At 66.1% G+C, this 26,253-nt stretch carries 34 protein-coding genes; 20 read left to right on the top strand and 14 right to left on the bottom strand.

The window, feature by feature from the left end; genetic code table 11:
* Nucleotides 1-20 precede the first annotated feature (20 nt).
* The 7 genes from rpsP to BMX96_RS01450 all read right to left on the bottom strand — a co-directional run bounded on the left by rpsP (nt 21) and on the right by BMX96_RS01450 (nt 4,331).
* Nucleotides 21-395, bottom strand: coding sequence for a 30S ribosomal protein S16 (gene rpsP, locus BMX96_RS01420; protein WP_073128708.1), 375 nt, complete (start codon nt 393-395; stop codon nt 21-23).
* Between the two features lies 1 nt (nt 396).
* A complete protein-coding gene (locus BMX96_RS01425) occupies nt 397-711 on the bottom strand; it encodes a chorismate mutase (protein ID WP_073128709.1) in 315 nt (104 codons plus the stop codon).
* The gene (locus BMX96_RS01430; RefSeq protein ID WP_091843467.1) at nt 708-1,133 is read right to left on the bottom strand and encodes a DUF6691 family protein; all 426 of its coding nucleotides are present in this window, start codon (nt 1,131-1,133) and stop codon (nt 708-710) included. Before BMX96_RS01430 ends, BMX96_RS01425 begins: the two co-directional genes overlap by 4 nt.
* Nucleotides 1,133-1,561 (bottom strand): YeeE/YedE family protein, encoded by a 429-nt coding sequence (locus tag BMX96_RS01435; RefSeq protein ID WP_073128711.1) that lies wholly within the window; start codon nt 1,559-1,561, stop codon nt 1,133-1,135. Before BMX96_RS01435 ends, BMX96_RS01430 begins: the two co-directional genes overlap by 1 nt.
* The gene (locus BMX96_RS01440; protein ID WP_091843470.1) at nt 1,558-2,082 is read right to left on the bottom strand and encodes a GNAT family N-acetyltransferase; all 525 of its coding nucleotides are present in this window, start codon (nt 2,080-2,082) and stop codon (nt 1,558-1,560) included. The genes BMX96_RS01435 and BMX96_RS01440 overlap by 4 nt, the downstream gene beginning before the upstream one ends.
* Nucleotides 2,083-2,173: 91 nt before the next feature.
* Nucleotides 2,174-3,667 (bottom strand): signal recognition particle protein, encoded by a 1,494-nt coding sequence (ffh, locus tag BMX96_RS01445; RefSeq protein WP_091843473.1) that lies wholly within the window; start codon nt 3,665-3,667, stop codon nt 2,174-2,176.
* A gap of 205 nt (nt 3,668-3,872) precedes the next feature.
* Complete coding sequence (locus tag BMX96_RS01450) at nt 3,873-4,331, bottom strand: Trp biosynthesis-associated membrane protein (RefSeq protein ID WP_091843475.1); 459 nt, start codon at nt 4,329-4,331, stop codon at nt 3,873-3,875.
* A gap of 161 nt (nt 4,332-4,492) precedes the next feature.
* Between BMX96_RS01450 and BMX96_RS01455 the strand changes: the two genes are divergently transcribed.
* Nucleotides 4,493-5,365, top strand: a complete 873-nt coding sequence (locus tag BMX96_RS01455; protein ID WP_091844372.1) for a LysR family transcriptional regulator — start codon at nt 4,493-4,495, stop codon at nt 5,363-5,365.
* Nucleotides 5,366-5,554: 189 nt separating this feature from the next.
* Nucleotides 5,555-5,812 carry a hypothetical protein gene (locus BMX96_RS01460; RefSeq protein WP_091843478.1) on the top strand — a complete coding sequence of 86 codons (258 nt, stop codon included), beginning with the start codon at nt 5,555-5,557 and terminating at the stop codon, nt 5,810-5,812.
* Nucleotides 5,813-6,046: 234 nt separating this feature from the next.
* Here BMX96_RS01460 and BMX96_RS01465 read toward each other — a convergent pair whose 3' ends face one another.
* Complete coding sequence (locus BMX96_RS01465; RefSeq protein ID WP_091843481.1) at nt 6,047-6,391, bottom strand: ArsR/SmtB family transcription factor; 345 nt, start codon at nt 6,389-6,391, stop codon at nt 6,047-6,049.
* Nucleotides 6,392-6,632: 241 nt separating this feature from the next.
* Here BMX96_RS01465 and BMX96_RS01470 point away from each other — a divergent pair, with 241 nt between their 5' ends.
* From BMX96_RS01470 to BMX96_RS01490, 5 genes are all read left to right on the top strand, one after another.
* A complete protein-coding gene (locus BMX96_RS01470; protein WP_407944649.1) occupies nt 6,633-6,932 on the top strand; it encodes an AtpZ/AtpI family protein in 300 nt (99 codons plus the stop codon).
* Nucleotides 6,933-6,934: 2 nt separating this feature from the next.
* Complete coding sequence (locus tag BMX96_RS01475; RefSeq protein ID WP_091843483.1) at nt 6,935-7,684, top strand: F0F1 ATP synthase subunit A; 750 nt, start codon at nt 6,935-6,937, stop codon at nt 7,682-7,684.
* 84 nt (nt 7,685-7,768) lie between these two features.
* Entirely contained in the window at nt 7,769-8,005 is a 237-nt protein-coding gene (locus BMX96_RS01480; protein ID WP_073128719.1) for a F0F1 ATP synthase subunit C, read from the top strand.
* Between the two features lie 79 nt (nt 8,006-8,084).
* Nucleotides 8,085-8,636 (top strand): F0F1 ATP synthase subunit B', encoded by a 552-nt coding sequence (locus tag BMX96_RS01485; RefSeq protein ID WP_073128720.1) that lies wholly within the window; start codon nt 8,085-8,087, stop codon nt 8,634-8,636.
* Nucleotides 8,636-9,193, top strand: a complete 558-nt coding sequence (locus BMX96_RS01490) for a F0F1 ATP synthase subunit B (protein WP_091843486.1) — start codon at nt 8,636-8,638, stop codon at nt 9,191-9,193. The genes BMX96_RS01485 and BMX96_RS01490 overlap by 1 nt, the downstream gene beginning before the upstream one ends.
* Nucleotides 9,194-9,304: 111 nt before the next feature.
* On the opposite strand, the gene BMX96_RS01495 is transcribed toward BMX96_RS01490, so the two are convergent.
* Both BMX96_RS01495 and BMX96_RS01500 read right to left on the bottom strand, forming a co-directional pair.
* Nucleotides 9,305-9,964, bottom strand: a complete 660-nt coding sequence (locus BMX96_RS01495; protein ID WP_091843489.1) for a YiaD family glycine zipper/OmpA-like lipoprotein — start codon at nt 9,962-9,964, stop codon at nt 9,305-9,307.
* Nucleotides 9,965-10,089: 125 nt separating this feature from the next.
* Complete coding sequence (locus BMX96_RS01500; RefSeq protein WP_091843491.1) at nt 10,090-10,941, bottom strand: bifunctional helix-turn-helix domain-containing protein/methylated-DNA--[protein]-cysteine S-methyltransferase; 852 nt, start codon at nt 10,939-10,941, stop codon at nt 10,090-10,092.
* A 281-nt stretch (nt 10,942-11,222) separates the two neighbouring features.
* On the opposite strand from BMX96_RS01500, the gene sdhC reads away from it, so the two are divergent.
* Genes sdhC through BMX96_RS01535 form a run of 7 tightly spaced genes read left to right on the top strand, consistent with a single transcriptional unit; the run spans nt 11,223 to nt 15,547 of the window.
* Complete coding sequence (sdhC, locus tag BMX96_RS01505) at nt 11,223-11,606, top strand: succinate dehydrogenase, cytochrome b556 subunit (RefSeq protein WP_091843494.1); 384 nt, start codon at nt 11,223-11,225, stop codon at nt 11,604-11,606.
* An 11-nt stretch (nt 11,607-11,617) separates the two neighbouring features.
* Nucleotides 11,618-11,989, top strand: coding sequence for a succinate dehydrogenase, hydrophobic membrane anchor protein (gene sdhD, locus BMX96_RS01510; protein WP_073128725.1), 372 nt, complete (start codon nt 11,618-11,620; stop codon nt 11,987-11,989).
* 13 nt (nt 11,990-12,002) lie between these two features.
* Entirely contained in the window at nt 12,003-13,805 is a 1,803-nt protein-coding gene (sdhA, locus tag BMX96_RS01515) for a succinate dehydrogenase flavoprotein subunit (RefSeq protein ID WP_091843496.1), read from the top strand.
* A gap of 41 nt (nt 13,806-13,846) precedes the next feature.
* Nucleotides 13,847-14,152 (top strand): hypothetical protein, encoded by a 306-nt coding sequence (locus tag BMX96_RS01520; protein ID WP_091843499.1) that lies wholly within the window; start codon nt 13,847-13,849, stop codon nt 14,150-14,152.
* Between the two features lie 50 nt (nt 14,153-14,202).
* Nucleotides 14,203-14,424, top strand: a complete 222-nt coding sequence (locus BMX96_RS01525; protein WP_236736919.1) for a hypothetical protein — start codon at nt 14,203-14,205, stop codon at nt 14,422-14,424.
* Entirely contained in the window at nt 14,421-14,747 is a 327-nt protein-coding gene (locus BMX96_RS01530) for a hypothetical protein (RefSeq protein ID WP_091843503.1), read from the top strand. The genes BMX96_RS01525 and BMX96_RS01530 overlap by 4 nt, the downstream gene beginning before the upstream one ends.
* Before the next feature lie 20 nt (nt 14,748-14,767).
* A complete protein-coding gene (locus BMX96_RS01535) occupies nt 14,768-15,547 on the top strand; it encodes a succinate dehydrogenase iron-sulfur subunit (protein ID WP_073128730.1) in 780 nt (259 codons plus the stop codon).
* A gap of 441 nt (nt 15,548-15,988) precedes the next feature.
* Here BMX96_RS01535 and BMX96_RS01540 read toward each other — a convergent pair whose 3' ends face one another.
* Nucleotides 15,989-16,297 (bottom strand): H-NS histone family protein, encoded by a 309-nt coding sequence (locus BMX96_RS01540; RefSeq protein WP_091843506.1) that lies wholly within the window; start codon nt 16,295-16,297, stop codon nt 15,989-15,991.
* 119 nt (nt 16,298-16,416) lie between these two features.
* Nucleotides 16,417-18,375 carry a methylmalonyl-CoA mutase family protein gene (locus BMX96_RS01545; protein WP_091843509.1) on the bottom strand — a complete coding sequence of 653 codons (1,959 nt, stop codon included), beginning with the start codon at nt 18,373-18,375 and terminating at the stop codon, nt 16,417-16,419.
* Nucleotides 18,376-18,522: 147 nt separating this feature from the next.
* On the opposite strand from BMX96_RS01545, the gene BMX96_RS01550 reads away from it, so the two are divergent.
* The 6 genes from BMX96_RS01550 (at nt 18,523) to BMX96_RS01575 (ending at nt 24,520) form a co-directional block, all read left to right on the top strand.
* Nucleotides 18,523-19,923 (top strand): 1-acyl-sn-glycerol-3-phosphate acyltransferase, encoded by a 1,401-nt coding sequence (locus BMX96_RS01550; protein ID WP_091844374.1) that lies wholly within the window; start codon nt 18,523-18,525, stop codon nt 19,921-19,923.
* A 103-nt stretch (nt 19,924-20,026) separates the two neighbouring features.
* Nucleotides 20,027-21,310: a crotonyl-CoA carboxylase/reductase gene (gene ccrA, locus BMX96_RS01555; RefSeq protein ID WP_091843511.1), complete on the top strand. Its 1,284-nt coding sequence runs from the start codon at nt 20,027-20,029 to the stop codon at nt 21,308-21,310.
* A 123-nt stretch (nt 21,311-21,433) separates the two neighbouring features.
* On the top strand, nt 21,434-22,972 hold the full coding sequence (locus tag BMX96_RS01560) for an ATP-dependent DNA helicase (protein ID WP_091843514.1): 1,539 nt from the start codon (nt 21,434-21,436) through the stop codon (nt 22,970-22,972).
* 151 nt (nt 22,973-23,123) lie between these two features.
* On the top strand, nt 23,124-23,378 hold the full coding sequence (locus BMX96_RS01565) for a PepSY domain-containing protein (protein WP_091843516.1): 255 nt from the start codon (nt 23,124-23,126) through the stop codon (nt 23,376-23,378).
* A gap of 64 nt (nt 23,379-23,442) precedes the next feature.
* Nucleotides 23,443-23,967 (top strand): cytochrome b/b6 domain-containing protein, encoded by a 525-nt coding sequence (locus BMX96_RS01570; protein ID WP_091843519.1) that lies wholly within the window; start codon nt 23,443-23,445, stop codon nt 23,965-23,967.
* Nucleotides 23,968-23,977: 10 nt separating this feature from the next.
* Complete coding sequence (locus BMX96_RS01575) at nt 23,978-24,520, top strand: helix-turn-helix transcriptional regulator (RefSeq protein ID WP_091843522.1); 543 nt, start codon at nt 23,978-23,980, stop codon at nt 24,518-24,520.
* Between the two features lie 13 nt (nt 24,521-24,533).
* Here the strand turns inward: BMX96_RS01575 and BMX96_RS01580 are convergent, their stop codons facing one another.
* Together BMX96_RS01580 and BMX96_RS01585 are read right to left on the bottom strand one after the other, a co-directional pair.
* Complete coding sequence (locus tag BMX96_RS01580) at nt 24,534-25,286, bottom strand: TIGR02186 family protein (RefSeq protein ID WP_091843525.1); 753 nt, start codon at nt 25,284-25,286, stop codon at nt 24,534-24,536.
* On the bottom strand, nt 25,283-26,194 hold the full coding sequence (locus tag BMX96_RS01585) for a sulfite exporter TauE/SafE family protein (RefSeq protein ID WP_073128739.1): 912 nt from the start codon (nt 26,192-26,194) through the stop codon (nt 25,283-25,285). The genes BMX96_RS01580 and BMX96_RS01585 overlap by 4 nt, the downstream gene beginning before the upstream one ends.
* Nucleotides 26,195-26,253 lie beyond the last annotated feature (59 nt).

Below are 26,253 nucleotides of genomic sequence, written 5' to 3' on the forward strand. Positions count from 1 at the left end.
AACCGCCCCCGGTCCAAGGATCATTCGGCATCGGCCGCGGCGGGCGCCTCGGCGGCGGCAGCGGCCTTGTCGGCCTTCTCCTGCGCGCGCTCCTGCGCCTTCTTGCCGGGCTGGGCCTTCTTCATGTTGGCGCGCTCTTTCTTCTCGCGCAGGCCGGCGGCCTCGAGGAATCGCTGGATGCGGTCGGTGGGCTGCGCGCCCTGATCCAGCCAGTACTGGATGCGCTCGGCGTTCATCTTGACGCGGTCCTCGCTGTCCTTGGGCAGCAGCGGGTTGTAGGTGCCCAGCTTCTCGACGAAGCGGCCATCGCGGGCGTAACGGCTGTCGGCCGCGACGATGGAGTAGTGGGGGCGCTTCTTGCTGCCGCCACGGGCAAGACGGATTTTCATGGCCATATCAGTGGTCTCCTGAGATTTTCTTGTGGTGTTGGATGACTTCCGCAATGACGAAAGCCAGAAGTTTCTTCGCGAAATCGGGGTCCAGATCCGCCTCTTTCGCCAAGGATTCCAGCCGTGCGATTTGCCGGGCCTCGCGGTCCGGGTCGCTCGGGGGAAGGTCGTGCTGGGCCTTCAGATGGCCCACGTCCTGGGTGTGCTTGAACCGCTCGCCCAAGGTGTAGATGAGGATCGCGTCCAGCCGGTCGATGCTGGCGCGGTGCTTGGCCAGCAGCTCGGCGGCGCGTTCGGTATCGGTGGGGCGCGTCGAGGTCATGCCGCCAGCCCCTTGCGCGCGTCGCGCCACTGGAAGCCGATCATGCCCAGCACCATCGACGCGAAGAAGACGAGGCCCGGCCAGCCGCCGAAGGACAGCGACGCTATGGCGGGACCGGGGCAGAGACCGACGAGCGCCCACCCGGCGCCGAAAAGGGCCGCGCCCCCCAGCAGCCGCCCGTTGATGATCGCGGCGGGACGCGCGGGCAGGGGCTCACCCGTCAGCGACAGGCGGCGGCGCCCGGCGACGACCCACGCGACGGCCATGGGCAAGATCGCGCCGCCCATCACGAAGGCCAGCGTCGGGTCCCAAGCGCCGAACAGGTCGAGGAAGCCCTGCACCTTCGCGGTGTCGGTCATGCCCGACACCAGGAGGCCCAGCCCGAACAGGGCGCCCGAAAGAAGCGAGATCGCGGCGCGCATCAGATCACCCCCAGGACGTGACGGCCCACGGCCATGACGACGACGCCGACCGCGACGAAGGTGACGGTGGCGGCGATCCCCCGGGGGCTGAGGCGCGACATTCCGCAGACCCCGTGACCCGACGTGCAGCCGTTGCCCAGCCGTGTGCCGTAGCCCACCAAGAGGCCCGCCAGAACCAGCAGGACCGGGTTGGTGGTGGCGTTGGTCTCGGCCCCGCCCATGGCCCAGGCGGCGATGGCGGGCGCCCCCACCAGGCCGACAACGAACAGCGCCCGGCCTTGCCAGACGGTCGAGCCCACGCTTTGCCACAAGCCCGCGATGACGCCCGAGGCACCCATGATGCGCCCGTCACCCAGCAGGTAGATGGCGGCCGCGATGCCGATCATCAGCCCGCCCAGCAGGCCGTATATCCAGTCCATCGGGATCATGCGGCCTCCAGCGGGTGCTGCCAGACCTCGCACCCGGCGTCATGCGCGGCGCGGGTGCCATCGGTCGTGGCGCCCAGCTTGCGCGCCAGGGCCTTCGAAGGGGCATTGCCGGGGTCGATATAGCTGACCAGCCGTTCGGGGCCGAGGGTCTTCACCGTCCAGTCACGCGCGGCGATCGCGGCCTCGTGCCCGAAACCGCGTCCCTGCGCCTGCGGGTAGATGACCCAGCCGATTTCCATGTCGTCCACATGCGGCGGGAAATGCGGCCCGACGAAACCGACGCTGGCGCCGCTGGCGCGCTCATCGACCCAGAACCAGCCATAGCCCTTCAGAGTCCAGTGCCCGGCCATGGCCGAGAACCAGCGATACGCCGTCCGGTCGTCGAGCGGTCCGCCGACCCAGCCGGCATCGTCCGACCCGTAGTACGCGGCGAAGGGCCCGAAATCGTCCATGACCGGCTGGCGCAGGGTCAGCCGTTCGGTCGTGAGGGTGGGACCGGTGATATGGGCGTGCAGCGACATCAGTGATCCATCACACCCATGACGACAGCGCCGCGCGCCGCGGGGCGCAGGCGGATGGCGTCGTCGCGGGTCTGGAGATCGCGGCGCAGTCTCATTTCTTCTTCCCGAAGCCTGAAAGGCCGGGGGGCAGGCCGCCCGCGCCGCCGAAGGGATTGCCGCCCATGCCGCCTATGCCGCCGGGGCCACCCATCTTGCCGAGCTGGGATTGCGCCTCGGCCATCTGCTCCTCGCTGGGTCCGCCCTTGCCGAACATGCCGGCCATGGCCTTTTTCAGCATGCCGCCCTTGCCCATTTTCTTCATCATATCAGCCATCTGGCGGTGCATCTTGAGAAGTTTGTTGAGGTCGCTGACCTCGAGCCCCGCGCCCTTGGCGATCCGCTTCTTGCGGCTGGCCTGGAGGATCTGCGGGTTCGCGCGTTCCTTCTTTGTCATGGACTGGATCAGCGCGATCTGGCGGGTCAGGATCTTGTCGTCGAAGCCCGCGTCCTGCACCTGCTTGGCCATCTTGCCCATGCCGGGCATCATGCCCATCATTCCTTCCATGCCGCCCATCTTGATCATCTGTTCAAGCTGTTGGCGCAGGTCGTTCATGTTGAACTGACCTTTCTGGAATCGCTTCATCATGCGCTCGGCCTGCTCGGCCTCGAGCGTCTGCTGCGCCTTCTCGACCAGCGCGACGATGTCGCCCATGCCGAGGATGCGGCCGGCGATGCGCTCGGGCTCGAAGGTCTCCAGCGCGTCCATCTTTTCGCCCAGGCCCACGAACTTGATGGGCTTGCCGGTGACCGCGCGCATGGAGAGCGCCGCGCCGCCGCGACCGTCGCCGTCCATCCGGGTGAGGACCACGCCCGAGACACCGATCTTGTCGTCGAACTCGGTCGCGACGTTCACGGCGTCCTGGCCGGTGAGGCCGTCCACCACCAGCAGCGTCTCGCGCGGGTTGGCGACGTCGCGCACCTCGGCGGCCTGGGCGATGAGCTCGGCGTCGATATGCAGCCGGCCCGCGGTGTCGAGCATGTAGACGTCGTAGCCGCCCAGCGTCGCCTGCTGCTTGGCGCGCTTGGCGATCTGCACCGGCGTCTCGCCCTTCACGATGGGCAGGGTGTCGACGCCGATCTGCTGGCCCAGCACCTGGAGCTGTTCCATGGCGGCGGGGCGGTTGGTGTCGAGCGAGGCCATGAGCACGCGCTTGCGCTCGCGCTCGTGCAGGCGCTTGGCAAGCTTCGCGGTGGTCGTGGTCTTGCCCGACCCCTGAAGGCCCACCATCAGGATGGGGGCGGGGGCATTGTCGATGCGCAGTTTGCCGGGCTCGGGGTCGTCGCCCGCGAGCACGTGCTTCAGCTCGTCATGGACGATCTTGATGACCTGCTGGCCCGGGGTGACCGACTTCGTCACCGCGGACCCGGTGGCCTTGGCCTGCACGGCCTTCACGAAATCGCGGGCCACGGGCAGCGAAACGTCCGCCTCCAGCAGGGCCACGCGCACCTCGCGCAGGGCGGTCTTGACGTCGTCCTCGCTCAGCGCACCCTGCTTGGTCAGCCGGTCGAAGACGCCGCCAAGGCGCTCTGACAGATTCTCGAACATGCGAGATCCTTTCAATGTCTTGCGAACCTATCCCCGCAGATAAGGTCCGACCGGCCAAACGACAAACGCTCCCACGGGCGCAACGCGCTGGTGGGAGGCGATCCCCCCGCAAGCCGGGGGGACCGGAAGTGACGGGACTTCCGGAATACGTCGGGGCGTATGCAGAAGCCCGCGCGCGCTGTCAACCCGCGCGGGCGACGCGGGATCAGTCGCGCATGCCCTGCGCCGCGCCGGTGACGGCCTCAAAGGCGTCTTCGCGCTGTTCCTCGATGTCGTCTTCGAGATCGGCCAGGTCATCGGCGAAACCGCCGCCGGGGGTCTCGCCGGTGCTGCGGTAGCGGCGGGCCGTGTCGGCGATGCGGCCACGGTTCATCCACGCCGTCAGCGCAGCCGGGACCAGCAGCACGGCGCCGGCGATGGCAGCGATCCGGCCGATATCGGCCATGCGGTCACTGCGTGTGCTGTGGAAATCCAGATCGTCGCCAAGATCGGTCAGCCGGGACTCGAGGCGTTTCAGCTGACCCTCGACGCTGTCGTCGTGCAACACGTCGCGCACCCGTGCGGGCAGGCGGCGCATGCGGTCGGGCCCGGCAGCGGCGGCCAGGGCGGCGGGCAGGGCGATGGCGGCGGCGGCCAGGGCGATATTGCGGGTCGTGGGTGTCATGGTGCGATCCTTTCCCGGTTTCGGCTTCGGCGTCACAACATGCGGCGGAACCGCGCGGTTCCGGTGCGAAGCGCAGGCATCCGCAAACCCGCGATTTACCCTGCACAGGGAAACCCATATGGTGCGTTCCGGGATATGGGTTCGCGGACGCACAGATGACCATCACGGCCTGGGACGAAATCAGAACTGCCTATCACGTCGCACGGCTCGGCACGGTGTCGGGCGCGGCCGAGGCGCTTGGCGTCCACCATGCGACGGTGATCCGGCACGTGGACGCATTGGAAGCCGCGTTGGGGGTCAAACTCTTCCAACGCCATGCCCGCGGCTATACCGCGACCGAGGCGGGGATGGATATGCTACAGGTCGCGCAGGCGACCGATGACCAGTTCGCCCAGCTCGTCAGCCGGATCAAGGGGCATGGCGACGGGGTCGAGGGCGAGCTGATCGTCACGTCCCTCGGTTCGTTTTCCTACCTGATTACGCCGGCCCTGGTCGATTTTCAGTTGCAGCATCCGAAGCTCGTGGTGCGGTCGCTGACGGATGAACGGGTCTACCGGCTCGAGTACGGCGAAGCACATGTCGCGATCCGCGCTGGTGCCGCCCCCGAGGAGCCCGACAATGTCGCGCAGAAATTCGGGCACCAGAATTACGCGATCTACGGATCCGAATCCTACATCGCGCGCTTTGGCATGCCCGAATCGCAGGCAGACCTGCAGAACCACACCTTTGTCGCCCATGACGACGAATCGATGCGCGCCCCGTGGCATCGCTGGCTCACCACCCACATTCCGAAGGAAAACAGGCGATTCCGCGCCACGGACGACCGGGTCAGCCGGGACGCGATCATCGCCGGTGCCGGTTTGGGATTCCTGCCCGAAATTTGTGCAAACGAGATTGGTGGGCTCGTGCAGGTGGCGCCGTCACAGCCGGATTGGGCCGTTCCGCTGTGGCTGGTCACCCATGTAGACCTGCACAGAACGGCGAAAGTGCAGGCGTTACTATCCTATCTCAAAGAGATAAGCCGCGCGTGGTGAGCCGCTGAGTTCGGTCAAGAAATTCGGCTGAGCGAAGGCAGGTTTTCGCCGATGCTCGTTGGAAGTGGCAGGAAGGGTGACCAAATTGTGCCTATTCTGCACCTGCGAATATTGAGGCCTTGCGTCGTATTCTGGCCAGACTTATAGCCTTGGATAACCCGTTTATCTCGACATCAAGGGGATCATTCCATGTCCATCAAGAAACTTGCAGTTGGCCTGACCGCCGCACTTCTCATCGCCCAGCCCGTCTTCGCCCAGGATGCCGATGACGATCAAACCGTCCTGCTGGCGCCGAACTCGAGCGGTCCCCAGGGTTTCGCTGGCCTTGGCGGCGCCGAGAGCGGCGTTGTCGTCGGCGGCGCGATCGCTTTCGCCGCGCTGATCGCGATCATCGCGAACGACAGCTCCAGCACGACCACGACCCCAACGGTTACCCCCGGTTCCTAAATCGGCGCACTCGCGGCGGACAATCTTGACAGCAGTTGGAAAAAGCACCCACGCCCGGGTGCTTTTTCTTTTTCGAGCCACGATGCTTGGGGAACCGCGTCGGCCCGGCGGCGTTTCGTCGCAGACTGACCCAAAAGAGAGCGCCAGCCGTGAACCAGATCATCTATCTCGTCGGACTTGTCGTCATCGTCGTCGCGATCGTTCAATTCGTTCTGTGACACTCCGTGAGCGCGGTTATTCTCCCGCCCGGTCCACGTCACCCCTGAATTGCTCGGCCAGATAGCGTTCGAACGCATCCAGGTGGACCGGTTCGAACTGTCCGAACCCCTGCATCCATGTGCTCGCGTCGGCGAGCGCAACGGGATCCAGCTTGCACCAGACGACGCGACCGCGCCGTTCCTGCACGATCAGGCCGGCGCGGCTCAGTGTTGCAAGATGTTTGGACACCGCAGCCAACGAAATGTCGAATGGAGCGGCCACGTCCGTGACCGCCATGTCATCTTCCAGCAGCAGCGACAGGATCGCCCGGCGGGTGGGGTCCGCGAGCGCGGCAAATACCTGATCCAAGCGGTCCGTCATGGTCCGGTGTCGTGGCACTGCGGGGCAGGGCGGTCAAGCGTCCTCAGATGATACTCAACGCCTTGGTTGAATAAGGCGAAATTCCGCAGCGGGCTCCATGGAACCCGAGGCCGTGAAAATTATACACGGAATCAACGCCTTGCAGGCCCCTTTCCTCGTCTTGACTATCCTCGTGCCCCCGGCATAGGGTCCGCCCGTCTGAAAGGGGCTTTTGGTGGTCGACGACGAGACGCGGGACCGGATGCAGGCGCTGGAGCAGCGACTGGCGGCGGCGCGCAAGGCGCAGGATCCCAAGCCCAGGACGGACGAACACTATTCCATGGCCAACATGGCCTGGCGCATGGTGACGGAACTGGTGGCCGGTCTACTGATCGGCTTCGGCATCGGATACGGGCTGGACACGGTCCTGGGGACGATGCCGATCTTTCTCGTCATCTTCGTGCTGCTGGGCCTGGCCGCCGGCATCAACGTGATGCTGCGCACCGCGAAAGAGATCGGGGCCGAGGCGACTGACGCGCCGCCCAAGACGAAGGAAGACTGAGCATGGCGACAGCGAGCGACGGCGGATTCAACATCGCACCGATGGACCAGTTCGTGGTCCAGCCCCTGTTTTCCGATGGGCCCGTGGGCATGTTCACCGTTTCCAACGCGACGCTGTGGATGGCGCTTGCGGTGGTCTGCACCGTGCTGCTGCTGGTCGTGGGTTCGCGCGGGCGGGCCGTGATCCCCAGCCGCGCGCAATCGGTGGCCGAGCTGGCCTACGGTTTCGTCTACAAGATGGTGGAGGACGTGACCGGCAAGGACGCCGTGCGCTACTTCCCCTACATCATGACGCTGTTCATGTTCATCCTGATGGCGAACATGCTGGCGCTGATCCCGACCTCGTTCTCGCCCACCTCGCATATCGCCGTGACCGCCGTGCTTGCGCTGGCCGTGTTCATCGGCGTGACGGTCCTGGGCTTCGTCAAGAACGGCGCGTCGTTCCTCAGCCTGTTCTGGGTGTCCTCGGCCCCGCTGGCGCTGCGCCCGATCCTCGCCATCATCGAGCTGATCTCGTACTTCGTGCGCCCCGTCAGCCACTCGGTTCGTCTGGCCGGCAACATCACCGCGGGCCACGCCGTGCTGAAGGTCTTCGCGGGCTTCGCCGCGGCGCTGGGTGTCTTCTCGTTCCTGCCGATCCTCGCCATCACCGCGATCTACGCGCTCGAGGTTCTGGTGGCCTTCATTCAGGCCTACGTCTTCACGATCCTGACCTGCGTGTACCTGAAGGACGCGCTGCATCCGCATCACTGAGCACCGGCGGGGGGAACCCCGCCAAACGCATCCCGGCGGTTCTCACCGCCACTGACACGAACTTCCAATTCAAGGAGAAAGATCATGGAAGGCGATATCGCAAACATGGGTCAATTCATCGGTGCCGGCATCGCGGGCCTCGGCGCCGGCGTGTCCGCTCTCGGTGTGGGCAACGTGGCCGCCAACTTCCTGTCGGGCGCCCTGCGCAACCCGTCGGCCGCCGCCGGCCAGACCGCGACGCTGTTCATCGGCATCGCGTTCGCCGAAGCCCTGGGGATCTTCTCGTTCCTCGTCGCGCTGCTGCTGATGTTCGCCGTCTGAGCGATCCCGATCTGCCGCAGACGCTGGGCGGGCCGCGCAGGTCCGCCCGGTCGCGTTATCGGATATCGAGGATAGACAGATGGCAACCGAACCCACCACAGCGGTCCTGACACCGGGCGACGCGCCGGCCGACGCCACCGGCATGCCGCAGCTGAACGTCGAGTCGTTCCCCAACCAGATCTTCTGGCTGGTGCTCGCGCTCATCGCGATCTACTTCGTGCTGTCCCGCGTGGCCCTGCCGCGCATCGCGTCGGTCCTGGCCGAACGCCAGGGCACCATTACGAACGACATCGCGGCGGCCGAAGAGCTGAAGCAGAAGGCGGCCGAGGCCGAGAAGGCCTACGAGAAGGCGCTGGCGGATGCCCGGGCCGAGGCCAATCGCATCGCCGAGGAAAACAAGGCCGAGATGCAGGCCGAGATCGACGCGGCCAACGCCCGCGCCGAGGCCGAGATCGCCGAGAAGATGGAAGCCTCCGAGGCGCGCATCGCCGAGATCCGCGACGGCGCCATGCAATCGGTCGAGACGGTCGCCAAGGAAACCGCCTACGCGGTCGTCGAAAGCCTGGGCTTCGACGCCGACCAGGGCCAGACCGATGCCGCCGTCGAGAAGCAGATGAAGGGGGCCGCGTGATGCGCAAGCTGACCATCCTGGCCGCGGCTCTGGCCCCGGCGCCCGCGCTGGCCGCTTCGGGCCCGTTCTTCTCGCTGGCCAACACCGATTTCGTCGCGACCTGCGGCTTCATCGTGTTCCTGGGCATCCTGGTCTATTTCAAGGTGCCCCAGATGCTTCTGGGCATGCTCGACAAGCGGGCCGAGGGCATCAAGTCGGACCTGGCCGAGGCGCGCGAGCTGCGGGAAGAGGCGCAGTCGCTGCTGGCCTCGTACGAGCGCAAGCAGAAGGACGTGCAGAACCAGGCCGACCGCATCGTCGCGGCCGCCCGGGAAGACGCGAAGGCGTCGGCCGAGAAGGCCAAGGCCGATCTCGAGGCGTCGCTGGAGCGGCGGCTGGAGGCGGCGAAGGACCAGATCGCCAGCGCCGAGGAAGACGCCATCCGCAGCGTCCGCAACCGCGCCGTCAACGTGGCCATCGCCGCCGCGCGCGACGTGCTGAGCGCGAAGATCGACGGCGGCAAGCAGTCCGCTTTGATCGACGACTCGATCAAGACGGTGGACGCCAAGCTGCACTGACCATCTTCTTCGAACCGTAAAAAAGGGCCCGGCCGCATCGCGCGACCGGGCCTTTTTTCTTGTCCAGGCTGCCGTGGCGCGCCCGACCTTGGGGCGCGCCACGCCGGACCGTTACTGGTTGATCGGGCGGATGATGATCTGCACCCGGCGGTTCTGGGCGCGGCCCTCGGGCGTCGCGTTGCTGGCGATGGGCTGCGAGAAGCCGTAGCCGACCGAGGTCAGGCGCCCCGAAGCCACGCCGTTTTGCAGCAGGATCGAGGTGACGGCCTGCGCGCGACGCTCGGACAGGTCCTGGTTGTAGGCGGCGCTGCCGGTGTTGTCGGTGTGGCCCTGCACCTCGACCAGCGACTGCGGATAGCGGTTCAGGCTCGCCGCCAGGACGCGCAGGTCGCTTTGCAGGGTGGGGGCGACGCTGGCGCTGTCGGTGGCGAACAGGATGTCCTGCGGCATCCGCACGATCAGCTCGTTGCCGGTGTTGATGACGTCGATCTCGCCGTTGGCGAAGTTGTTGCGCAGGTCGGCGGCCTGGCGGTCCAGGAAGGTGCCGACCACGGCACCGGTGCCCGCGCCGATCACGGCGCCCACGGCGGCGTTGCGCAGCCGGTCATCGCCGGATTCGCGGGTGGCGCCGGCCAGGGCGCCCAGGCCCGCACCGACAAGCGCGCCGGTGGCGGCGCGGTTGCGCTCGCCCGTCGCGGGCTGGTTGACGCAGGCCCCCAGCGCCAGAAGGCTGGCCGAGGCCAGCAGGATCGGGGTGTTCAGAATTCGCATTGTGTCCTCATGGATGGGGAATAGTCGCACATCTCGCAGGCGAATATAGAACAGGCACCGCCCAGTGCACGCCGAATCCGCAGTCTGGCGAAGTCTTGCCGGTTTCCCGACCGGCAAGGAACCGGTCACTCGGCGGGGGCGAACCCGGTCTGCGCCGCCTCGACCGCGAGCATGGCGCGCTTCACGGGCAGCCCCCAGTGATAGCCGCCGAGGCCCCCGGATTTGCGCACCGCGCGATGGCACGGGATCAACCAGCTGATCGGGTTGCGGCCCACCGCCGTGCCCACGGCGCGCACGGCCTTGGGGTTGCCGATGCGGGCCGCGATCTCGCCGTAGGTGGTGACATGGCCCGAGGGGATCGAGAGCAGCGCCTCCCAGACCTTGATCTGGAAGGGGGCGCCGATGAGGTGCAGCTCGCTTTCCGCCCCCTGGGTCACCGCCGCGTGCAGGTGCGGCGCCAGCGCCGCGTCGTCCCGCGAATAGACCGCATCGGGCCAGCGCGACTGCATGTCGGCCAGCGCGGCGGCGTCGCCGGTCTCCTCGGTGAAGGCCAGCCCGCACAGGCCCCGCGGCGTGGCAAGGCCCAGCATCCGACCGAACGGCCCCTCGCCGTAGCCATAGGTGATCTCGAGTCCCGCACCCCGCCGGGCGTATTCGCCGGGGCTCATCGCTTCCCACCGCACGAACAGGTCGTGCAGCCGTCCCGCGCCCGACAGCCCGACTGCATCGGCGGTGGCCAGCGTGGTGAAGCGGCTGTCCAGCAGCCGCTTGGCGTGGCCCAGCGTCAGGTATTGCTGGAACCGCTTGGGGCTGACCCCGACCCAGCGGCTGAACAGACGCTGGAAATGCGCGGGCGCCAGGTTCATCTCTTCGGCAATCTCGGCCAGGGTCAGGTCGCGCCCGTCCTCGGCATCCAGCCGGTCGATGGCGCGGCGCATGATCGGCCAGTAATAGCTGTCTTCGGTGCTGCCGGTCATGGCGGGCGGTCCCCTGAAATCGGTGTTCTCCCAGATCTAGCCGCGCGGCGCCGGTGGCGCGACCCGGATGTTGCGCATTGAAGGCGCGGTCGCCCGGGCCGGGATGCCGATAATTGTGATCACGCGCGCCGGGCGTGTGATCGCAAATCACAGATAAGCGACCGTTGCGTCGAATTAGCCCGTGAATCCATGCGCCAACGGGCGTGACAGCGCCGTGGAAACCGTTAGATATGACGCAACGGCGACGGCCCCGGCCGCGCGCACCGATGCAAGGAGGTCCCATGGCCGACGTGAACCGCGGCAACCGCCCGCTGAGCCCGCATATCACCATCTACCGTCCGCAGCTGAACTCGATCACGTCGATCCTGACGCGGATCACCGGCAACGGTCTGATCGTGGGTGGCCTTCTGATGACCTGGTGGTTCGTCGCCGCCGCGATGGGTCCCGACGCCTTCGCCACCGCCGACGCGGTGCTGACCTCGTGGTTCGGCGACCTGGTGATGTTCCTGTCGCTCTGGGCGCTGTGGTATCACACGCTGGCGGGCCTGCGGCACCTGATCTGGGACACCGGCTGGGGGCTGGACCTGCCCACCGCCGAGAAGCTCGGCTGGGCCTGCGTCGGCGGCTCGGTCGTCCTGACCATCCTGACCGCGCTCGTGATCTGAGGAGACCCGCCATGGCATACATGACCGACCGCAAGCGCGCCGAGGGGCTGGGATCCGCCAAGTCCGGCACCGATCACTTCTGGTCCATGACCAAAAGCTCCATCGGCCTTCTGATCCTGGTGCCGCTGTTCATCTTCACCTTCGGATCGGCGCTCGGCAGCGGCTACGAGCAAGTTGTCGCATATTATTCTCAGCCGTTTCCGGCCATCGTGGCCGCGCTGACGATCACGGTGGGCTGGGTGCACTTCAAGTCCGGCGCCCAGACCATGATCGAGGATTATTCGCACGGGCTGACCCGCCACCTGCTGATCGCCGGGGTCACCTGCATCTCATACGCCGCCATCGCCGCCGGGCTGTTCGCCCTCGTGCGGCTGGCGATCTGAACGGGAGTTTCCCATGGCCGCTTACGATTATACCACCCACAACTACGACGCCATCGTGGTGGGCGCGGGCGGATCGGGCCTGCGCGCCACGCTGGGCCTGGCCGAGCAGGGCCTGCGCACCGCTTGCATCACCAAGGTGTTCCCGACCCGCAGCCACACGGTGGCCGCGCAGGGCGGCATCGCCGCATCGCTGGGCAACATGGGCGACGACAACTGGCAGTGGCACATGTACGACACCGTGAAGGGGTCCGACTGGCTGGGTGACACCGACGCCATGGAATATCTCGCCCGCGAGGCGCCCAAGGCGGTCTACGAACTCGAGCATTACGGCGTGCCGTTCTCGCGCACCGAGACCGGCAAGATCTACCAGCGGCCTTTCGGCGGCCACACCACCCAGTTCGGCGAAGGCCCCCCGGTTCAGCGCACCTGCGCCGCCGCCGACCGCACCGGCCACGCCATCCTGCACACGCTGTATGGCCAGTCCCTGAAGAACGACGCCGAGTTCTACATCGAGTATTTCGCCATCGACCTCATCATGTCCGAGGACGGACAGTGCCAGGGCGTCGTAGCCTGGTGCCTGGAGGACGGGACGATCCACGTCTTCAACGCCAAGATGACCGTGCTGGCGACAGGCGGCTACGGCCGCGCCTATTTCAGCGCGACCAGCGCACATACCTGCACCGGCGACGGTGGCGGCATGGTCGCCCGCCAGGGCCTGCCGCTTCAGGACATGGAATTCGTGCAGTTCCACCCCACCGGCATCTATGGCGCCGGCTGCCTGATCACCGAGGGCGCGCGGGGCGAGGGGGGTTACCTCACCAACTCCGAGGGCGAGCGGTTCATGGAGCGCTATGCGCCCACCTACAAGGACCTCGCCAGCCGTGACGTGGTCAGCCGCTGCATGACCATGGAGATCCGCGAGGGCCGTGGCGTTGGCAAGGACGGCGACCACATCCACTTGAACCTGAACCACCTTCCGAAAGAAGCGCTTCAGGAACGCCTTCCGGGCATCTCGGAGTCGGCGCGCATCTTCGCCGGTGTCGACGTGACGAAGGAGCCGATCCCGGTTCTGCCCACCGTGCACTACAATATGGGCGGCATCCCGACGAACTACATGGGTGAGGTGCTGAACCCCACCGCCGACGATCCCGACCGGGTCGTGCCCGGCCTGATGGCCGTGGGCGAGGCCGGTTGCGCCTCGGTGCACGGCGCCAACCGCCTCGGCTCGAATTCGCTGATCGACCTCGTTGTGTTCGGCCGGGCCGCCGCAATCCAGGCCGGCAAAGTCGTGGACCGCAATTCGTCGAACCCGACGCTGAACCAGTCCTCGGTCGATGGGGCGCTGGCCCGCTTCGACGGCCTGCGCCACGCCAAGGGCGATACCTCGACCGCCGAGCTGCGGCTCGAGATGCAGAAGACCATGCAGCAGGACGCCGCCGTCTTCCGCGCCGACGAGACGCTGGCCGAGGGCGTCAAGAAGATGGAGAAGGTGGCCGACAAGCTGGACAACATCAGCGTGACCGACCGCTCGATGATCTGGAACAGCGACCTCATGGAAACGCTGGAGCTGACCAACCTGATGCCCAACGCGCTGGCCACCATCGTCAGCGCCGAGGCCCGGAAGGAAAGCCGTGGCGCCCACGCGCAGGAGGATCACCCGGACCGCGACGACGAGAACTGGCGCAAGCACACGCTGGCCTATGTCAATGGCGGCGTGAAGCTGGAGTACCGCCCGGTGCACCTGAACCCGCTGCTGGGCCACAACGAGGGCGGCATCGATCTGGACAAGATCAAGCCCAAGGCGCGGGTATACTAAGCGGGCAGGGAACTTTCCCCACCATGGATAGGAGATCCGGTATGAAAACGCTGATTCTGAGCTTGGTTGGGGGCCTTGCCCTGTCCGGCCCCGCGCTCGCGGGTGGATGGGGCGGCGGAGTGGCCGGTGCTGGGCAATACGCCAGCTGCGCCGACCTGGCCGCTGCGGGCGCCGTGGCTGCGGGGACGACCTGCGTGGACGCCAGCGGAACGCTGGTCACGGTGTCGTCCGGGACGCATCGCCGGTTCTTCTGCCCCTATCCGCACCGCCCGTCGGACTCGGTCTTCGTGAACGGGTCGGGCTACATCATCAAGGACACGCTCCGCCGCCAGCAGGGATGCCTGTGATCGCCCGTGCGGCGATCATATCCCTGGCCGGGCTGGCCGCTTGCGGTCCCATGTCGCCCGAAGCCGCGCAACGGGTGTGCGCCGACCGGGCGCGCGCCGCTGCGGGTCCGACCGGGACCGTCGGCATCGGCGTCGGCTCGGGTGGTGTCGCCACCGACCTGGAGATCGGCATCAGCAGCGATTTCATCCGCGGCCGCGATCCGCAGGCCGTCTACGACGACTGCATGGCGCGGCGCACGCAGGTCGGCGCCACGGTGAATGTCGCGCGATGAGAGCACTCGTCTCGACCCTGTGCATGGCCGGGCTGCTGGCGGCCTGCACGCCCGCCGATCGCGACCAGGTCACCCGCTCGGCCGCGCGCAGCGTGGTCAGCCGGGTGGTCGTGCAGCAGTTCCCGGGCGTCCCGGTGCAGCCTGCCATCGACTGCATCATCGACAACGCGACGACGCCCGAATTGGTGGGCCTGGCCTCGGACGCCGTGACCGGCCCGACGGCGGCCACGACCGAGGTCGTGACGCGCATCGCGTCGCGCCCGCCAACGATACAATGCCTGGTTGGCCAGGGCCTTCCCGCCCTGTTGCGCACCGGCGCCTGAGCTGAACGAAAGAGGATGTCATGGTTCAACTGACCCTGCCCAAGAACTCGAAGATCCGGACCGGCAAGACCTGGCCCAAGCCCGAGGGCGCGACCAACATCAAGAAGTTCGAGATCTATCGCTGGTCGCCCGAGGATGGCGAGAACCCGCGCGTCGACACCTATTTCGTCGATCTCGATACCTGCGGCCCGATGATGCTGGACGCGCTGATCAAGATCAAAAACGAGATCGACCCGACCCTGACCTTCCGCCGCTCGTGCCGCGAAGGGATCTGCGGGTCCTGCGCGATGAATATCGACGGGATCAACACGCTGGCCTGCATTTACGGCATGGACGAGGTGAAGGGCGACGTGAAGATCTACCCGCTGCCGCACATGCCGGTGGTCAAGGATCTGATCCCCGACCTGACCCATTTCTATGCCCAGCACGCCGCCGTGATGCCCTGGCTGGAAACCAAGACGCAGCGCCCGCAAAAGGAATGGCGCCAGAGCATCGAGGACCGCAAGAAACTCGACGGTCTTTATGAATGCGTGATGTGCGCCTCGTGCTCGACCGCGTGCCCCAGCTACTGGTGGAACGGCGACAAGTTCCTTGGACCGGCCGCGCTGCTCCACGCGTATCGTTGGATCATCGACAGCCGGGACGAGGCCACGGGCGAGCGTCTCGACGACCTCGAGGATCCGTTCAAGCTCTATCGTTGCCACACGATCATGAACTGCGCGCGGACCTGCCCCAAGGGCCTGAACCCGTCCGCGGCCATCGCCGAGATCAAGAAGCTGATGGTCGAACGCGCGGTCTGATCCCGCTTCCGAGCTTCAATTCCAACGCTGCCGCGCGCGATCGCAGCAGCGTTTTTCTTTCCCCGAACGATTGAGTCCGAAACCAGTTTTGTGGAGCCAATTCCTGGCTACACGGATGGTCGCAACGCTTTCTTTCCGATGAACAGGCGAGGCCACTGGCACTGGCCGCCAGAGAAAGAAGCTCGCCAATTGCGACGATGAAACACCGCTTGGACCGGGTTCGCGAACCATCGATCAGGGCTTCGCAGATCCCGCGTGCAGGAGTACATCTCGACCGTCAAGCGGCTCCGGCCTCTCGCCATCACCGATACGTGTTCTGGCTTTTGCCCCGTAATTCAGAGCTCGGATGGTGGAAGTTCGCCCAGCAGGATGTCCGTGTTCAAAAGAAAAGCCCGGCGGTAAGGCCGGGCCAATCCGAAAACCAAGCATCGCGCTCGTTTGTCAGATACGGAAATCGTCCAGCGACTTGCCCTGAGAAAGCGCGTCCTTGATCCAGGCAGGCTGTCGGCCACGGCCCGTCCATGTCGCGCGCGGATCTTCGGGGTTGCGGTATTTCGGGGGAGACTTGCTCCCCTTCTTTTCGGCCTTGACGATATCGTCCAGCGAAAAGCCATGGTCACGGGCGGCCTTTTCGGCTGCGGCGCGGGCTTCGGCCTTGCGGCGGGTTTCGAGAGAAGCGAGAGCCTTGTCGACGTCTTTCTTCAGCGATTCCAATTCATCGCGGGACATTTTTTCAAGATCGATGGCCATTTTTCGTCCTATCACTCCGAGATACTTATCGGATCGTTAGGACATGTTTTTCCACTTTCCAAGAGAAATCGTCCCGCGACGTCAAGCGAGGCGCGAAGTCGCCGATAATTACGCGAATTTCATTCCGCCGCTATCCTATCTGGATCGGCCAAAGTCACGATATCCGTCATGATTGTATTCATTCGGAAATCTTTCGGCGTATAGACCCGCGCCACTCCGGCGGCCAGAAGGGTCTGGGCGTCGACATCGGGAATGATTCCCCCCACCACGATAGGAATTTCCCGGTGTCCCGACTGCTGCATCAGCCGCAGGATCTCGGTGACCAATGGCACATGGCTGCCCGACAGGATCGAAAGGCCAAGGACGTGGGGCCGTTCCTCGTCCACGCGGGCGACGATTTCGGCAGGGGTCAGGCGGATCCCTTCATAGCTGATCGCCATGCCGCAATCGCGGGCGCGGGCGGCGATCTGCTCGGCGCCGTTGGAGTGGCCGTCGAGGCCGGGCTTGCCCATCATGAATTTCAGGCGCTGGCCCAGCCGCGTCGATACCATGTCGACGCGCGCGCGGATATCGTCGAGGTTCTGCACCCGGTTAGAGGGTGCGGCCGACACGCCGGTTGGCCCGCGATACTGGCCGAAGGCCGCGCGCACCATGTCGCCCCATTCGCCGGTCGTGGCGCCCGCCTTGGCGGCGGCGATCGACGGCGGCATGATGTTCGTGCCTTCGCGCGCGGCACGACGAAGACCCTCCAACGCGGCCCGCACGGCGTCCTCATTCCGTGACGCGCGCCAGGCGGTCAGGCGCGCGATCTGGTCGGCCTCGGCGTCCTTGTCGGCGACCATGATCGCGTCGGGACCCGAAGTCAGCGGCGATGGCTCGCCCGTCTCATAGCGGTTCACGCCGATCACGGTCGTCTCGCCGCCCTCGATGCCGGCGATCCGCTCGGCGTTCGATTCCACCAGCCGCGACTTCATGTAGTCGATAGCGCCCACCGCGCCGCCCATGGAGTCGATGGTCGAAAGCTCGGCGCGGGCGCCGTCCTTCAGCTCGGCCACCTTGTGCTCGACGGCCGGGTTGCCGTCGAACAGGTCGTCGTATTCCAGAAGGTCGGTCTCGAACGCCATGATCTGCTGCATCCGCAGGGACCATTGCTGGTCCCAGGGGCGGGGCAGGCCCAAAGCCTCGTTCCAGGCGGGCAGCTGCACGGCGCGGGCGCGGGCCTTCTTCGAAAGCGTGACGGCCAGCATCTCGATCAGGATGCGGTAGACGTTGTTCTCGGGCTGCTGCTCGGTCAGGCCAAGGCTGTTGACCTGCACGCCGTAGCGAAAGCGGCGGTAGCGCTCGTCCTCGACGCCGTAGCGGTCGCGGCAGATCTCGTCCCACAGGTCGGTGAAGGCCCGCATCTTGCACATCTCGGTCACGAACCGGATGCCCGCGTTCACGAAGAAGCTGATGCGCCCGACCATGGCCGGGAAATCCTCGGGGGCGACCTTGCCCTTGAGGTCGTCCAGCACCGCCGTGGCGGTGGCCAGCGCGAAGGCCAGTTCCTGCTCGGGCGTCGCGCCGGCCTCCTGCAGGTGATAGGAACACACGTTCATCGGGTTCCACTTCGGCAGGTGCTCGCGCGTATAGGCCGCGACATCGGTGATCATCCGCAGGGACGGCTGCGGCGGGCAAATATAGGTGCCCCGGCTCAGGTATTCCTTGATGATGTCGTTCTGCACGGTGCCCTGAAGCTGCGAGACATCGGCACCCTGTTCCTCTGCCACCGCGATGTAGAGCGCCAGAAGCCAAGGCGCCGTTGCGTTGATGGTCATCGAGGTGTTCATCTGTTCCAGCGGGATCTGGTCGAACAGCGTGCGCATGTCGCCTAGATGCGCCACCGGCACGCCGACCTTGCCGACCTCGCCCGCCGACAGCTCGTGGTCGCTGTCGTATCCCGTCTGCGTGGGCAGGTCGAACGCCACGGAAAGACCGGTCTGTCCCTTCGCGAGATTGCCGCGATAAAGCGCGTTCGACGCGGCGGCGGTCGAGTGGCCGGCGTAGGTGCGGAAAAGCCAGGGCTTGTCTTTGGTCATGGCGCGGTCCTTGGCGTAATAATATTGCTTCGACAGGCTTTAGACGGAAATAAAATGCCGTTGTCAACGGCAATGCCGCGCCGCGGCGGCACGGTCGCTGCACACGCCGCATTTACCAGGGCGCGCTTTGTTGCCATGGTCGCCGCCATGTTCGGAACCATTACGCTTCCACTATGGCTGTTCTGGCTGATCCTGCTGTTCGCGGCGGTCACCTTCGCCAGCCATTTCTTCATTCCGCCGGTGCGCTGGTTCCTGCGCCGCCGGATGGAGCGGGCGGTGGCCGAGCTGAACAAGCGGCTCGAACGGCCGATCCAGCCGTTCAAGCTGGCCCGCCGGCACGACATGATCCAGCGGCTGATCTACGACCCGCAGGTGATCGCGGCGGTGGCCCACCACGCCCGCGAAACCGGCGTGCGCGAGGACGTGGCATTCTCCGAGGCCAAGCGATACGCGCGCGAGATCGTGCCCAGCTTTTCCGCCTCGGCCTATTTCACCTTCGCGATCCGCGCGGCGCGTTTCCTCAGCCGACAGCTGTTCCACGTCCGGCTGGTGCGGATCGACAACGACGCGCTGGCCGGCATCGACCCCGAGGCCACGGTGGTCTTCGTGATGAATCACCGGTCGAACATGGATTACGTGCTGGTCACCTACCTTGCGGCCGAGCGCTCGGCGCTCAGCTACGCGGTGGGGGAATGGGCGCAGATCTGGCCGCTCAGCCGCCTTCTGCGGGCCATGGGCGCCTATTTCATCCGCCGCCGTTCGCGCAACACGCTCTATCGCCGTGTTTTGGCGCGCTATGTCCAATTGGCGATCGAGAACGGCGTGACCCAGGCGATGTTTCCCGAGGGCGGCCTGAGCCTGGACGGTCGCGTGGGCGAGGCCAAGCTGGGACTGCTCAGCTACATCGTGCAGGGCGTGGACCTGTCGAAGCGGGATGTCGTCTTTATCCCGGTGTCCCTGAACTACGACCGGGTGATCGAGGATCGCATCCTGATCGAGGCCGGGCGCACGGGCAATCGGCGCTTCCGCGGGTCGTTCCTCACCGGAACGGCCTTCGCGCTGCGCTGGCTGTGGCGGCGGGTGACGCTGCGAGCGCGGCGGTTCGGCTATGCCGCTGTCAGCTTCGGGCGCCCGGTGTCTCTGAAAGAGCTTCGGGCCAGCGACCGGGGCGAGGTCACGGCCGTGGCGACCCACCTGATGAACCGGATCCGCGAGAACGTGCCGATCCTTCCGGTGCCCATGGTGGCTGCCGCGCTGCTGGACGGAGCGCGGTCCCACGACGCGGTGCGCGACTGGATCTCGGGCCGGGTGCCGGCCTGGATCGACGCGGCCTATCCCGTACATCTGCGGCGTGGCAGCATCGAGCGCACCACCGATGCCGGCATCGACATGCTCAAGCTGCGCAGGCTGGTCGAGGAGCGTGAGGACGGCACGCTGGTCCTGTCCGAAAAGTCCGAAAGCGTCCTGCGGTTCTACGCGGCATCCGCACCCCTGATCGATGCTGCGCTGCAGGAGCCTGAGCCCGCCGAAACTGCCGTCGGGTCATAAAATTTCAAAAACACCTTGGTGGTAGTTGCATTATTTCGGGTTTCCGCCTACTTCGTTCCGGGAATGCCGCTGCAGCGCGGCGACAACTGGAAGGAATCAGCGCATGTCCGGGGATGTCGACACCATGACGCGGCCGTCCGAGGCCAAATCTCTTTACGCCGTGGGCGAGATGCCCCCCCTGGGCCACGTGCCCGAGAAGATGCACGCCTGGGCCATCCGGCGCGACCGCCAGGGCGAGCCCGAGCAGGCGTTCCAGCTTGAAGTCGTGGACGTGCCCAAGCCCGACAGCCACGAGGTGCTGGTCCTCGTGATGGCCGCCGGGGTGAACTACAACGGGATCTGGGCCGGTCTCGGCATCCCGATCTCGATGTTCGACGTTCACAAGGCCGATTACCACATCGCCGGATCCGACGCCTCGGGCGTGGTCTGGGCCGTGGGGGACAAGGTCAAAACCTGGAAGGTGGGCGACGAGGTCGTCATTCACTGCAACCAGGACGACGGCGACGACGAGGAATGCAACGGCGGCGATCCCATGTTCTCGCCCAGCCAGCGGATCTGGGGCTACGAAACGCCGGACGGCTCGTTCGCGCAATTCACCTGCGTGCAGGCCCAGCAGCTGATGCCGCGGCCCAAGCACCTGACCTGGGAAGAGTCCGCCTGCTACACCCTGACGCTGGCCACCGCCTACCGGATGCTGTTCGGCCACCACCCGCACGAGCTGAAGCCCGGTCAGAACGTGCTGGTCTGGGGCGCCTCGGGCGGCCTCGGCTCCTACGCGATCCAGCTGATCAACACGGCGGGCGCCAACGCCATCGCGGTGATCTCGGAAGAGGACAAGCGCGAGTTCGTCATGGGGCTGGGCGCCAAGGGCGTCATCAACCGCAAGGATTTCGACTGCTGGGGGCAGCTGCCCAAGGTCGGCACCGACGAGTACAAGGCCTGGTTCGCCGAGGCGCGCAAGTTCGGCAAGGCGATCTGGGACATCACCGGCAAGGGTGTGAATGTCGACATGGTGTTCGAACACCCGGGCGAGGCGACCTTCCCGATCTCGACCTTCGTGGTCAAGCAGGGTGGCATGGTCGTCATATGCGCCGGCACCACGGGCTATAACCTGACCATGGACGCGCGCTATGTCTGGATGCACCAGAAGCGCATCCAGGGCAGCCATTTCGCCCACCTCAAGCAGGCCGCGTCGGCCAACAAGCTGATGGTCGAGCGGCGACTGGATCCCTGCATGTCCGAGGTGTTCCCTTGGGCCGAGATCCCGGCCGCGCACACCAAGATGCGCAAGAACCAGCACAAGCCCGGCAATATGGCCGTTCTGGTGCAGGCGCCCAAGACCGGCCTGCGCACGATCGAGGACGTGATCGAAGCCGGCCCGACCTGAGTTCAAGTCCGCGGGCGGGAGCGGACGAAACGATCCGCTCCCGCCCGTGCGACTGCATTACGATGGGGCCATGCGCTCAGATCGCCGCTGGGCATCCCGCGCCTGCGCCATTATGAGGGGGCGATGTCCGTTCCCGCCCACGTCCTCTCCCAAGATCAGCAGACCGCCCGCGACCGGGTGTCCGAGTTGCTGGCCGGTGCCGGCATCGACCTGGAGTCGGGCGGCACCCGCCCGCTAACCGAAGGCAAATCGGCGGTCATGGCGATCACCGGCAAGGCCGGGTCGGGCAAGACGCTGCTTCTGGCACAGCTCTACGCCGCGCTGAAGGGGGCCGGGGTCGACGTGATCTCGGGCGATTACGAGTCGCGGCGCCGCAAGGACCGGCGCACGCTTGCGATCCTCGCGCCGACCAACAAGGCCGCGTCGGTGCTGCGCACGCGCGGCGTGCCGGCCACAACGATCCACCGCATCCTTTATACCCCGGTCTACGATCCCGAATACGAGCGGATCGCCGAATGGCTGTCGGGGCAGGGCGACCGGCCCACGATCGAGGGGCTGGAGGAGGTCATGCTGGACCGGGCCCACGCGTTCTTCCAGCAGCACAACTCGATCCCCGGGGCGCTGGCCGCGGCGGGGCTGCGTGGATCGGACTTCATCACCGGCTGGAAACGCCGGGAAGAGCCGCTGGATATCGGCATGGTCGACGAGTCGTCGATGCTGGACAAGAAGCAGTTCGAGGACCTGCAGGAGATCTTTCCCACGCTGATCCTGTTCGGCGACCCGGCGCAGCTGGCCCCGGTGCAGCAGTCGGGCAGCATGGTCTTCGACGACCTGCCCGCGCCGCGCATCGCCAATCTCAACCGCGTGCACCGCCAGGACGCCGACAACCCGATCCTGGATCTCGCCCATGCGCTGGCCGATCCCGACCTGGGGTTCGAACAGTTCGAGCGCATGGTCGAGGACGCATCGCGCAAGGACGACCGCGTGGTCATGGGAAGCCGGGTCGAGGCGGCGCTGATGGCCCGCAGCCCCGTGCTGGTCTGGCGCAACGCCACGCGCATCCGCCTGATCCATGCCTTCCGCACCGCCTATTCCGCGCCGACCGACCAGCTTCTGCCGGGCGAGCCGCTGATCTGCGACGGGATCGAGCTGCCGCTGAAGCACCGCAAGAAGCGCATCGACCTCGAAGCGCGGGGCCTCATCAAGGGCGCTCAGGTGATCTATCGCGGGGCCGGATCGCGGCCCGGCTTTTCCAAGCTGCACGTCGTGGGCGCGCCCGACCCGCAGGTGAACGTAGCCTCCATCGTGAAGATCGAGATGCCCGGCGAAGACGAGCCGTTCATCCCCTTTGCCGCGCGCATGGGCGCGACCTTCCTGCACGGCGCGGCGGTGACGATCCACAAGGCGCAGGGGTCGCAATGGCCCGACGTGCAGGTCTTCGCCCCCGATCTCTATGCCGCCGCGCGCGTCGGGCGGATGGAGGCGGGCGTGCCCCTGTGGAAGCGGCTGGCCTATGTGGCGATCACCCGCGCCGAAGAGCGGCTGTTCTGGGTCATGCGCAACCGTCTCGGCCGCCCGACCGAGCCGCTGGGCATCGCCGACCTGAAAACGCCCGCTGCAGCCCTGGAGCTCGACGGCGAAGACGCGCCCGAGACGCCCTAAACCCGGGTTATAGGCCCGCTGCGAAGTGGCTTTCGGCACCGCTCTGCAACTGCGGTGCAATGGCGCCGTGCGCGATCAGAGCGCAGGTGATGGGGGGCCGGGACGCTGATCGTTCCGCGCCACAGCCACAAAGCATCGAAAGAGACACCCCATGTTCACGAAAACCCTCACCACCCTTCTTCTGGCCGGCACCATGGCCGGGGCGGCCTTCGCCAGCTCCGACGTCAAGTTGAGCGACGAAACGACCGCCCAGATCCGCCAGATCCTGACCGAGCAAGGCTATGAGGTCGCGAAGATAAAGATCGAGGACGGCCTGTACGAGGCCTACGCCCGCAAGGACGGCCATAAATACGAGGTCTTCCTCGACGCCGATCTCGCGGTGGTCCGCACCGAGAACGACGACTGAGAGCCAGGCCGCCGGGGTCCGCCCCGGCGGCCAGCTTCATTTCGGTCAAATTGGAGACGACACCATGAACCGTATTCAGGTCTGGGACCCGGCGGTCCGCGTCTTTCACTGGTCCGTTGTCCTCGCCTTTGCCGCCAACGCGCTGGTCATCGACGACGACAGCAAGCTGCATCAATGGGTGGGCTATTTTGTCGTGGGGCTGGTGTTGCTGCGCATCCTCTGGGGCTTCGTCGGCAGCCGCTACGCACGCTTCGCCAGCTTTCCGCCCAGCGTGTCCGGCGCGCGGCAGCAGGCGGCGGACATGCTGTCGGGGCGGCGCGACGCCCATGCGGGTCACACGCCGCTGGGCGCCTTGATGATCTACAACCTGCTGCTGGCGCTGCTGGTGGTGGGCGTCTCGGGCTGGCTGATGACCACCGATGCCTTCTGGGGCGTCGAATGGCCCGAGGAGCTGCACGAGATCGCCGTGAGCTGGACCGAGATCTCGGTGCTGGTTCACATCCTGGCGGTGCTTTACGAAAGCCACCGCACGGGCGTGAACCTGCCGGGCGCCATGGTCCGGGGTTACAAGGACATGCCGCCGGGATAATCTGGCACCCATGATCCGCCTTGTCCCCGACACGCGATTGCCGGCCGGTCTGACCGCCCTGATGGCGGTGCAGGCCGGCTGTGTCGTGTTCTTCCTCGGCGATCTGGTGGCAGACGCGCGCGCGCAGATGGGAACGGAAGGGGCCAGCTTTCACCTGAGCATCGAGGCGGTCGCCACCTTTGCCCTGCTGGCGGCCATCGGTTTCGAGGCCCGGTATCTGCGCGACCTGATGCGCAGCAAGGCGCGGCTGGAGCGGAACCTGCAAATCGCCAGCGCCGCCGTGCACGAGGTGATCGAGGCGCATTTCACCCGCTGGAAGCTGTCACCGTCCGAGACGGACGTTGCGACCTTCCTGGTCAAGGGTTTCGAGATCGCGGAAATTGCCCGGATCCGCGGCTGCGCCGAGGGCACCGTCAAGGCGCATCTGAACGCGATCTACCGCAAGTCCGGCACCCAAAATCGCGGGCAGTTGCTGAGCCTTTTGATCGACAGCCTCATGGCGGGCCCGACCGATGGCGCGCCGCATATGAAAACTCACGTCGCCGCGCAGTAGCGGCCCATCGCCCTCAGCTTTGCAGGTAGCGGAACATGGCCGAGGCGCCCCAGCCCGCGGCGATGGCGATGGCGAGAGACATCAGCCCGTAGATCAGGGCATTTTCTTGGGCGAGGGTATAAAGAAACCGCTCCAGCCCCACCTTGGCCACGTCGATCGTGGCGGCGTATTCGGCGACCACGGCGCCCTCACGCGTCAGGAAAATGCGCGAGGTATAGTCGCCCTCGACCAGGTTCGCGGGCAGCTCGACCCGGGTGTTGAACAGCGTCTGGTCGCTGACTTCGACCGCGCCGATGTTCAGCTGGTAAAGTTCCTGCCGCTCGCGGATGCGCACCAGCGCGTCGGTGAAGGCGGACGCGTCCTGCACGTCCATGGGCGCGCCCACGGACCGGATCGCCTGTCGCACGGTGATCCGGTGGCGCAGGTCGGACGTGTTGCTCAGCACGTCGTCCAGGGGCCCCGAGGTGTTCACGGCATAGAAGCTGGGCGCGTGGTCGATCTCGACCGCGGCGGAGTTCACCCAGATGATCGCCTGCTTGGCCTTGCGGCGCACGGTGAGCGGCCTTTGCGGCCCCTCCACCGTGACGATCAAGCCCAGCTGTCCCTCGGGGATGGGGGCCTGCCGTTTCACCGCGCCGAAGATCAGGATCTCGGAGCCGTCGAAGCTGGACGAGATGGCGATGCGGTTCTGCGACAGGCCCGCCACCAGGTCTTCGGCCTTGGCGGGCAGGGCGAGCGCCAGCAGGAGGATCAGCGCCCGGATCAATGTCCCGCCGTCCCGATGGAATACAGCTCGGCCGGTTCGATCAGCAGGTCCAGCGCCAGCTTGCCGCAGACCAGCAGGACCATCACCGCCAGCAGGATGCGCAATTGCTCGGCCTTCAGGTACACGCCGATACGCGCCCCCACCTGCGCGCCCACGACGCCGCCCACCAAGAGCAGCACCGCCAGGATCATGTCGACGGTGTAGTTCGTGGTGGCGTGCAGAAGCGTGGTGAAGGCCGTGACGAAGATGATCTGGAACAGCGACGTGCCGACCACGACCTTGGTGGGCATCCCCAGCAGGTAGATCATCGCCGGCACCATGATGAACCCGCCGCCCACGCCCATGATCGCGCTCAGCACGCCAACGAAGACACCGACCAGCGCGGGCGGGATGACCGAGATATACAGCCCCGAGGTGCGGAACTTCATCTTGAAGGGCAGGGCGTGAATCCAGGTGTGGTGCTTGCGCTTGGGCGCCTTGCCCTTGCGGGTGTTGCGGATGGTGTTCAGCGACTCGATGAACATCAGCCCGCCGATCGCGCCCAGGAAGATCACGTAGCTGAGCTTCACCAGCAGGTCGACCTGGCCCATGGACCGCAGGATGTTGAACACCCAGACCCCCAGGGCCGATCCTATGAGACCGCCCACCAAAAGGACCGTGCCCATCCTCAGGTCCACGGTCTTGCGTCGCAGATGCGCGAGGACAGCCGAGAAGGACGAGGCCACGATCTGGTTCGCCTCGGTCGCCACGGCCACGGCGGGGGGAATGCCGATGAAGAACAGCAGCGGCGTCATCAGGAACCCGCCGCCCACACCGAACATGCCCGACAGAACGCCCACCAAGCCGCCCAGCCCGAGGAGCAGGAAGGCATTGACCGACACCTCGGCGATGGGAAGGTAGATCTGCATGGAAAGCCTCGGTGGGGCCGTTACCCCTTCAAAGCATTGCCGATGCGAAAAATCCAGAG

This window comes from Palleronia pelagia (assembly GCF_900110115.1).
Lineage (GTDB): Bacteria > Pseudomonadota > Alphaproteobacteria > Rhodobacterales > Rhodobacteraceae > Palleronia > Palleronia pelagia.